Source organism: Erysipelatoclostridium sp. DFI.2.3 (assembly GCF_019132535.1).
GTDB classification, from domain to species: domain Bacteria; phylum Bacillota_I; class Bacilli_A; order Erysipelotrichales; family Erysipelotrichaceae; genus Clostridium_AQ; species Clostridium_AQ innocuum.
In genome coordinates this window covers 24700-33834 of the sequence record NZ_JAHOOJ010000031.1, presented here as the reverse complement: position 1 = coordinate 33834, position 9135 = coordinate 24700, and the positions used below count along the sequence as shown (strand labels likewise).

Genomic DNA, 9135 nt, shown 5'->3' with positions numbered 1-9135 from the left:
AGATATAAAAAAGGATATATGAAAGACTAAATGCAATTGTAAGTGTAAATTCAACTAGATTGTTGTGTAAGAGTCTTTTCTACTTAGCTACTTTGAAAGTGGAATTTAACTTTTCACTTCAGCAAATCTAAAATAAGACGGTAATAAGGTTGCACGCAGCACAAAAGTATACTAAAATAGAAAAGACCTATATGCATACGTATGCAGATTTGGAAAGAGTATTGTTTGTGAAGAATGGAAAAGGGAGGAGTTTTTTTTTATGTACAAAATCGGAGAGGCTGCCAGACTGCTGGGTCTCAGCACGGAAGCTTTGCGGTACTACGAACGTAAAGGGCTCATCGTGCCGCATAAGGACAGTGTATCCAATTACCGTTATTTCGATGCTTCACAAATCAACCATCTTCTGAATATGCAGAAGTATCAGAAGCTTGGCTTTACGCTGTATGAGCTGATGGATTTGTTTGAAAGCAGGGGAAATGATATGTTTCTTGAGCTGATGGAACAAAAGGAGAAGGAGCTGCTGCAGGAAAGTGTGTCGATGAGTCTTCGTCTTCACAGCATTCATCTTTCTTTGGAATGCATTGCGCTGGCAGAACGTGCACAGCATGCCATACAGTTTGTAACAAGACCTGCCCTGTATCGCATTTCCTATATGCAGGATGATGTGATTTTAGCGGATGATGCATCCCTGAATGAGGAGCTCAGGGTGTGGTCGAAAAGCAGTGAGCTTCAGTTTCTGAGTGCACGAATCTGTGCCAAGGATTTTATCAGCGGACAGGAGCACTTTGATTACGGCTTTTGTATGTACGAGACGATTGGGGATTTCATCGGTATTCGGAAAAATGATGTGGTAAGACAGTATGCCGAATGTCCGGCTCTTGCCTACTGCTTTGAAGCGGATGCCCAGCATACGATTCTGCAGGAAAAGGATAAGCTGCTGCAGTTTATGGAGGCACATCACCTGATGCTTGACGGGGATATCCTGTCTCAGGTCTTGTACAGTGCCTGCGAGGATCATCATTATCAGATGCGTCATATGATATGGGTCCCTTACAAGAGAGTGATATAAAATAATTTAATGTTTTTCTTAAATATTTTTAATAAATACTTGACTCTAAAAATACTTTAGGGTTTATGATGGTTCCTGCCTAGGTAGTTGGAGGAATGAAAGATGAAGAGCTTGATTTTTTTAGTAGATGAGAATAGAAATCAGTTATCTGCTTTAGAAAGGGCCATTTCTTCCGTTGAGGAATTTGAACTGGCCGGAATGACAAGCGATGGTGAGGAATGTATCCGACAGCTGGAGGGGAAACATGTACATGTTCTGGTGTTGGACATGATCCTGCCAAAGAAAGATGGGTTTTATGTATTAGAGGAAATACGCAGCAGAAGGCTGCAGGTGGATCATATTATCTGCATATCCTCATATCTCAGTGAAATGATTCTTTCTGAGTTCAACCGCTATTGTGTCGACTACATCATGATGAAGCCCTATGAGATTCCTGATCTGATTCGCAAGATTCATTTCATCAGGAATTATCAGCCGGATTATTCATTGAATGAGGAGCTGCAGAAAAAGCTGGGACGCAGTCAGAACCAGCATCTGGAGGGAACGATCACCGAGCTGCTGCACGAGCTTGGAGTTCCTGCAAACCTGAAAGGGTATCAGTATCTACGCTGTGCAATTATGCAGACCTACCGTGATATGGATCTGCTTGGTAAGGTTACCAAAACATTATATCCGAAGATTGCGCTGGAGTTTCAGACAACACCCTCCCGAGTGGAGCGTGGTATACGGCATGCAATCGAAGTGGCCTGGAATCGCGGAAATGCACATGTGATACATAAGATTTTCGGCTATACGATTTCCATGGAACGAAGCAAACCTACAAATTCCGAATTCATTGCAATGCTGTCTGACAAAATCCATATGGAGGAAACACGTGTCTGAACATGCACATAATGCATCCGGAAATAAAAAAAGGCGGAATGGTCAACTATTCAAATGATCAGAATACTCCGCCTTTTTATTTGGATTTATTTGCGTAGAATGAAGCTGAGGTGTCTTCCGCATGCAGGCTCTCTTCGATAGCTGAAAAAAGCATCGTTTTTCAGAAAGGTATCGTTTGGATTCACTGTGATATGATCGCGTTCAACACCGAGATTCAGCAGCATCTGCATATTCAGCCCTTTGTTGTCTGCGATTGCCCTGCCGTTTGGCAGCATTGTCAGATAGTCATGGGTGTCAAAGCTCATTGCCCGGATGCGGTCAATGACATCCTGCTGGATTTCAAAGCTGCGATATGCGATAGCCGGACCGATATAAGCCATCAGGTGAGCAGGATCGACATGCTCCTTCTGCATGAGCAGGGTCACGGTTTTGCGTGTGATTTCCTGCACGGTTCCCTGCCAGCCACTGTGAATAGCGGCAATGATACCGGTAAAGGGGTCATATAGAAGTACCGGCACGCAATCTGCATGAAAGACACCGATTGCGATGTTTCTTTCCTTTGTGTAAAGGGCATCACAGTCCGCAATCCCCTCCTCATAAACACGATAGCCTCTGCCGGCATCTGCGGCGGTTACCTCATGGATATGATCGGAGTGCGTCTGCATAGCAAAGGTCCACTGTGACGATGCTATATGGAGTGCTTTTGACAGAGTATCACGATTATTTAAAACATCCATTTTCCGTAAACAGGCGTGCAGTGCCATATTGTTGTTTTCCGGCAGGGATGGGTCGCGCAGCGTCGTACCTGCAAGCAAATCATCCTCGTAGTTCCATTGTATATAATTCATATGATCATTCCTTCTTTCTTTCTTATATATTTATAGTATATGTGTGAGTATCCGGGTTTGCCCTGGGAAAAGTATATAGCAAGCTGCGGCTCTTGGCAATCCATTTGCGTGAATATATGCATTATTCCAACGCTGGGCAAAACAGAGCACTTTCCTAATATTTCCAGAAATGATAACAATTTTTATGGATTTTAGCACTAAAGTGTTGACAGTGCTAAAATATTGGAATATACTATTAGCAGACATAGAGGTTGAGTGCTAGAAAGGAGTGAACCATATGCTTACAAAACGTCAGACGGCGATCTTTAAAACGATAGTAGATGAGTTCACCCGGACTGCCGAGCCTGTCGGTTCCAAGAAACTGATGGACCTGCTGGATTTCAACTGTTCCAGTGCCACCATTCGCAATGAGATGGCTGCACTGGAGGATTTGGGTCTGCTGGAGAAAACACATACCTCCAGCGGTCGTATACCAAGCAGTCGCGGTTATCGGTTCTATGTTGAAAATCTGATGGAGCGTGAACTGGATGATGGAGTCAAGCATTCTCTGCAGGCTGTATTTCAGGAGCGTCATTATTCAATGGATGAAATCGTTAAGAAAAGCTGTGATATTCTATCTCAGATGACCTCGCTGACTTCCGTGGTGCTGGGGCCGGAAAGCCGTTACCAGACACTGCAGCACATACAGCTGTTTCCACTCAGTGACACCAGTGCGGTTGCAGTCTTCATCACCGATCACGGGCATACGGAAAATAAGACATTTCACTTCAATACGGCCGTGAGCGTTGAGGATATCAAAACCTGCTGTAATCTGCTCAATGACAAGCTGAGCGGCACACCGATCAATGAGGTGGTGGAGCGCATGCAGCAGATTGAGCCGCTGCTGGCCAGCCATATTGCCCGTCACGAGGTGCTGTTTGAAGCCTTCGTTAATGCATTCATGCGGTTTGCAACCGACCATGTATACTGCAGCGGACAGAGCAATATGCTGTATCAGCCGGAATTCGCAGATATCGAAAAGCTGAAGGAGCTTATGAAGATGCTGGAGGACAGCAGTCTGTTTCGCCAGCTGGCCAATCACGAGGGTGATGTCGCCATTGAAATCGGCGGTGACAATGAATTGATTCAGGTCAATAATGTTGCAGTGGTATCCAGCAAGTTCAAGCTGAACGAGGATGAAGAAGGGGAACTGATGATCGTGGGACCTACCCGCATGCAGTACAGCCGTGTCGTTGCCCTTATGGAATATATGAGCAAAGTAATCGAAGATTTATACAGAAGTGAAAATCGATAAGGAGGTCATCATGCAGGAAGAAAAAGAAGTTGTAAACGAGGAAGCAAAGGCTGCCGGGCAAAGCGAAGAAGCAAAGACAGAGCAGGATGCTGCCAAGGCAGAGAAAAAGGATGCGAAGGAAGCGGAAAAGGAAGATAAGAAATCCGCAAAATTCGGTAAGAAGAAAAAAATCGAGGAACTGGAAGAAGAAATCGTAAAGCTGAAGGAAGAGGCGGCAGCAAACAAGAATGCCTACTTCAAGGCGTATGCAGATACAGAAAATCTGAAGAAGCGTCTGCAGAGTGAAAGCGACAATGTGCGCAAGTACCGCATTCAAAGCTTTGCGATGGAAATCCTGCCGGTTCTGGATAACCTGGAGCGTGCGCTGGATGTTAAGGTCGATGATCAGAATGTCAAAAACTACGCCAAGGGCTTTGAGATGATTTACCAGCAGCTGGTACACATCCTGAATCAGGAGGGTGTAAAGGAAATCGAAGCGCTGGACAAGCCGTTTGATCCAAACTTCCATCAGGCCCTGATGCAGGAGGCCAAGGATGGCGTGGAAAGCGGTATGGTCATCGAGGTCCTGCAAAAGGGATATATGCTGAAGGATCGTGTATTACGTGCAACACTTGTAAAGGTTAGCGAATAGATAAAAGGAGGATAACGATTATGAGTAAAATTATTGGTATTGACTTAGGTACAACAAACAGCTGTGTGTCCGTTATGGACGGTGGTGAATGCAAGGTCATCACAAATCCGGAAGGAAATCGTACAACACCATCTGTAGTCGCATACAAGAACGGTGAACGTATCGTCGGTGATGCCGCAAAGCGTCAGGTTGTTACAAACAAAAACACTATCAGCTCAATCAAGCGTCTGATGGGTACAAATGAAAAGGTTGAACTGGAAGGTAAGCAGTATACACCGCAGGAAGTCAGTGCGATGATCCTGCAGTATCTGAAATCCTATGCAGAGGACTATCTAGGAGAAAAGGTTGAAAAAGCGGTTATTACGGTACCAGCTTATTTCAATGATGCACAGCGTCAGGCAACCAAGGATGCCGGAAAGATTGCCGGTCTGGAAGTAGAGCGTATCATCAATGAGCCGACTGCTGCCGCACTAGCATACGGTATTGATAAAACTGAAAAAGAACAGAAGGTTCTGGTATATGACTTAGGTGGAGGTACCTTCGACGTTTCTATTCTGGAGCTTGCGGATGGAACCTTTGAGGTATTGTCTACAAACGGAGATACCCGTCTGGGTGGAGATGACTTCGATAACGTTGTTGTTGACTGGATGGTTGATACCTTCAAAAAGGAAAACGGTGTTGACCTGCGCAAGGATACCATGGCTATGCAGCGTCTGAAAGAGGCTGGAGAAAAAGCGAAGAAGGATCTGAGCGGAGTTGTACAGACACAGATTTCCCTGCCGTTTATCTCTGCTGGAGCAGATGGACCTCTGCACTTTGAGGCTACATTATCACGTGCAAAATTTGATGAAATGACAAAGTCTCTGGTTGAGCGTACAATGGAGCCGGTAAGAAACGCACTGCGCGATGCCGGTCTGACAAAAAATGATATTCACCAGGTACTGCTGGTAGGTGGATCTACCCGTATCCCTGCTGTACAGGAAGCTGTTAAGAGCGTTCTGGGCAAGGAACCTAATAAATCTGTAAACCCGGATGAAGTAGTTGCTATGGGTGCTGCTATTCAGGGTGGTGTTATCGCCGGTGATGTAAAGGATGTTCTGCTGCTGGATGTTACACCATTGAGCCTCGGTATTGAGACAATGGGTGGTGTCATGACCGTGCTGATTCCACGTAACACAACGATTCCAACAAGCAAATCTCAGGTATTCTCAACTGCTGCGGATAACCAGCCTGCGGTTGATATCCGTGTTCTGCAGGGTGAGCGCCCGATGGCAAATGACAATAAGGAGCTCGGTATGTTCAAGCTGGATGGTATCGCTCCAGCTCGCCGTGGTGTGCCACAGATTGAAGTTACCTTTGATATTGACGTAAACGGTATCGTACATGTATCTGCAAAGGATAAGGGTACTGGTAAGGAACAGTCCATCACGATTCAGAATACAAGCGGACTGAGCGATGAGGAAATCGATCGTATGGTCCGTGAGGCTGAGGAACACAAGGCTGAGGATGAAAAACGCAAGGAAGAAATCGATTTGCGCAACCGTGCAGAGGGCTTCATTGCTCAGATTGATTCCATGCTGGCAGATAGCGGTGACAAGATTGATGCAAAGCAGAAGGAAGAAACACAGAAGCTGCGCGACGATTTACAGAAATCTCTGGATGAAAATGACATGGATGCTGTAAAGGAAAAACTGGAGGCACTGGAAAAGGCTGCACAGGCGGCTAGTGCTCAGATGTATCAGCAGCAGAGTGCGGATCCGAATGCAGGAGCAGGTGCAAACAACGCAAACAACGATGACAACGTTGTAGACGCTGAATTTGAAGAAAAGAAGTAAGAAAACGAAACGACTACAATTCCTAGTGCTTGCGCTAGGTTTTGTATGTTGTGTGATGCTGGTCATCTATTGGATGTATCCCATGCAGAGACAAAAGACTGCTGTTGATGTTTCCTCATATTATGCACAGACGGTGCGTGTGGATAAGGAAACACCGCTGTTTGAGAAGAAGGATGGAGAATACAAAGAGATTGGCCGTATCTTTAAGGGGACAGTGCTGAAGCTTGACAAGCAAAGCGCACAGAACATGAAGGAAAAGTATTTCAGGCTGCAAACGGATGACTGCTACATCCTGGCTGATCATGTGGTACCCGAACAAACAGAAGAAAATAATGTCAAAAAGGCTAGTGTGTATCTGCCGTTTAATGAGAATATTGTGACAAAAGACAGCTATATCATTCAGAATGATGCAGGAGATAAGCTGGTGGAGGTAACACGGAAAGCATCTTATCCTATTTATGTTAAGGATGAGAAACGCTATGGTGTACAGATGGGGAATACCCTTGTGTATATTCCAAAATCCGCAATAGCAGCTACAAAGCAGGCTGACAATACCAGTGAGCCGGTCGCAAAACAGATTCCGGTTTTCATGTATCACTATTTCTATTCCAGAGAAAACGGTGAGGTCTCGAAAAACGGAAACTGGCTGGAGGTCAATGATTTTGAAGCACAGCTGAAGTATTTGAAGGAGCATAACTATGTGACGCTGCGCATGCAGGACGTGGAGAATTTTCTGGATGGAAAGGTACAACTGCCGAAGAACAGTGTTTCCATTACGATTGATGATGGGACAGCTTCCATATATAAATATGCATATCCGCTGCTGAAGAAATATGGTAATAGTGCAACGCTCTTTCTGATCGGGAATCATCTGGATGATGATAAGCTGCCACAAAGCTTTCAGGAAATGAAGCAAAACGGCATGGAGTTGCAGTCGCATTCCTATGACATGCATACCGGCGGCTGTGAAGGCGGTCATGGCGGTGCATTGCGCTGTGTGGCACATGATGAGGGTGTTGCGGACACAGAAAAGTCGTTTTCCATCATCGGCGGAGGTAATGTGTATTGTTATCCGTATGGTGATGTTACAGACAGTGCACTGCAGATTATGAAAGATGCAGGTGTGCATATGGCTTTTACGACAAATTATGGTAAAATAGAACCCGGTATGGATAAGCTGCAGCTGCCGAGAGTGCGTATTTTCGGAGATGCAGACATACAGCAGTTCATATACAGTCTGGAAAGTTAGGAGGGTGATCCACATGAGCAAACGAGATTATTATGAGGTCCTGGGACTCAGCAAGGGTGCCAGCGATGATGAAATAAAAAGAGCCTATCGGAAGATGGCGAAAAAATATCACCCGGATGTCAATAAGGATCCGGGGGCTGAAGAGTCGTTCAAGGAAGTAAACGAAGCATATGAGGTACTGAGTGATCCGCAGAAGAAGGCAACGTATGATCAGTTTGGTCATGCAGGTATGGATGGTGCCAATTTTGGCGGCGGTGCCGGAGGCTTTGGCGGTTTTGAGGACTTCGGAGATATCTTCGGTTCCTTTTTCGGCGGAGGCTTTGGCGGTGGTGGAAGTCGTCGCGCAAGCAACGGACCGCGTAAGGGGAATGACCGCTTCATGCAGATGCGCATCGAGTTCATGGATGCTATTTTCGGAAAAACGGAAACAGTTACGATTGAGGTGGATGAGCAGTGCGATGAATGTATGGGAAGCGGCGCGAAAAGTAAGTCCGATATTAAGTCCTGTCCGCATTGTAATGGTACCGGTACAGTAACGACTCAGCAGAGAACGCCGTTTGGTGTGTTCCAGAGTCAGTCAGTGTGTCCGGATTGTAACGGAACGGGTAAGACGATTGTGAACAAGTGTCCGAAATGTCATGGCAAGGGCTATGAGCATAAGCGTGTGAAGCTGGATATCAAGATTCCGGCAGGCATTCAGTCCGGTCAGCAGGTGCGTGTTCCGAATAAGGGAGAGCGCGGTGTGAATGGCGGGCCAAACGGCGATTTGTATATCGAGATTCTGGTAAGCCGTCACAAGCAATTTGTACGCGATGGCAATGATATCCGTATCACGGTACCGATTAGTGCTGTGGATGCGATTTTGGGCTGCAAGGTGGATGTTCCGACTGTTTACGGTGATGTGGAGCTGACGATTCCGGCAGGTACGCAGTTCGGACAGCAGTTCCGGTTGAAGGGAAAGGGTGTCAAGTCTGCTTCTTCTCGCGGCAATCAGGGTGATCAGTATGTCGAGGTCAAGGTGGAGGTACCGACCAAGATTACACGCGACGAAAAGGAGCTGTATGAGAAAATTCGCAATAAGAAATCTCATGAGTCTCCGTTTGATAAATTTAAGAAGGCTTTTAAATAAGAATATTGCGGCAGTTGTTACTGATTTCAGTAATGCTGTCGCTTTTTTATTTGTTTTGTAATCGTTAACATTTTTGAGCGTGACAGTTTTGAGATAAATGATTTCTTTGTAAAATAAATAAAATTCTAATAATTCGGACTTTTTTTGCATGAAATCATTGATTGTAATGACCTATTGTAGTAGAATAGCTACGTGTAG

At 45.5% G+C, this 9135-nt stretch carries 8 protein-coding genes; 7 read left to right on the top strand and 1 reads right to left on the bottom strand.

The window, feature by feature from the left end:
* Positions 1-259 precede the first annotated feature (259 nt).
* Complete coding sequence (locus KSZ58_RS20585) at positions 260-1069, top strand: MerR family transcriptional regulator (protein ID WP_009271035.1); 810 nt, start codon at positions 260-262, stop codon at positions 1067-1069.
* A gap of 102 nt (positions 1070-1171) precedes the next feature.
* Positions 1172-1951, top strand: coding sequence for a sporulation transcription factor Spo0A (gene spo0A, locus KSZ58_RS20580; protein WP_002610197.1), 780 nt, complete (start codon positions 1172-1174; stop codon positions 1949-1951).
* 86 nt (positions 1952-2037) lie between these two features.
* Here spo0A and pgeF read toward each other — a convergent pair whose 3' ends face one another.
* Positions 2038-2799 (bottom strand): peptidoglycan editing factor PgeF, encoded by a 762-nt coding sequence (pgeF, locus tag KSZ58_RS20575; RefSeq protein WP_009271034.1) that lies wholly within the window; start codon positions 2797-2799, stop codon positions 2038-2040.
* A 277-nt stretch (positions 2800-3076) separates the two neighbouring features.
* Between pgeF and hrcA the strand changes: the two genes are divergently transcribed.
* The 5 genes from hrcA (at position 3077) to dnaJ (ending at position 8937) form a co-directional block, all read left to right on the top strand.
* On the top strand, positions 3077-4093 hold the full coding sequence (hrcA, locus tag KSZ58_RS20570) for a heat-inducible transcriptional repressor HrcA (RefSeq protein WP_002610201.1): 1017 nt from the start codon (positions 3077-3079) through the stop codon (positions 4091-4093).
* A 10-nt stretch (positions 4094-4103) separates the two neighbouring features.
* Positions 4104-4724, top strand: coding sequence for a nucleotide exchange factor GrpE (gene grpE / locus KSZ58_RS20565; RefSeq protein WP_009271033.1), 621 nt, complete (start codon positions 4104-4106; stop codon positions 4722-4724).
* Between the two features lie 20 nt (positions 4725-4744).
* Positions 4745-6559 carry a molecular chaperone DnaK gene (gene dnaK, locus KSZ58_RS20560; RefSeq protein ID WP_009271032.1) on the top strand — a complete coding sequence of 605 codons (1815 nt, stop codon included), beginning with the start codon at positions 4745-4747 and terminating at the stop codon, positions 6557-6559.
* Between the two features lie 82 nt (positions 6560-6641).
* Entirely contained in the window at positions 6642-7808 is a 1167-nt protein-coding gene (locus KSZ58_RS20555) for a polysaccharide deacetylase family protein (RefSeq protein WP_009271031.1), read from the top strand.
* A gap of 13 nt (positions 7809-7821) precedes the next feature.
* On the top strand, positions 7822-8937 hold the full coding sequence (gene dnaJ / locus KSZ58_RS20550; RefSeq protein ID WP_002610208.1) for a molecular chaperone DnaJ: 1116 nt from the start codon (positions 7822-7824) through the stop codon (positions 8935-8937).
* The last annotated feature ends 198 nt before the right edge of the window (positions 8938-9135 follow it).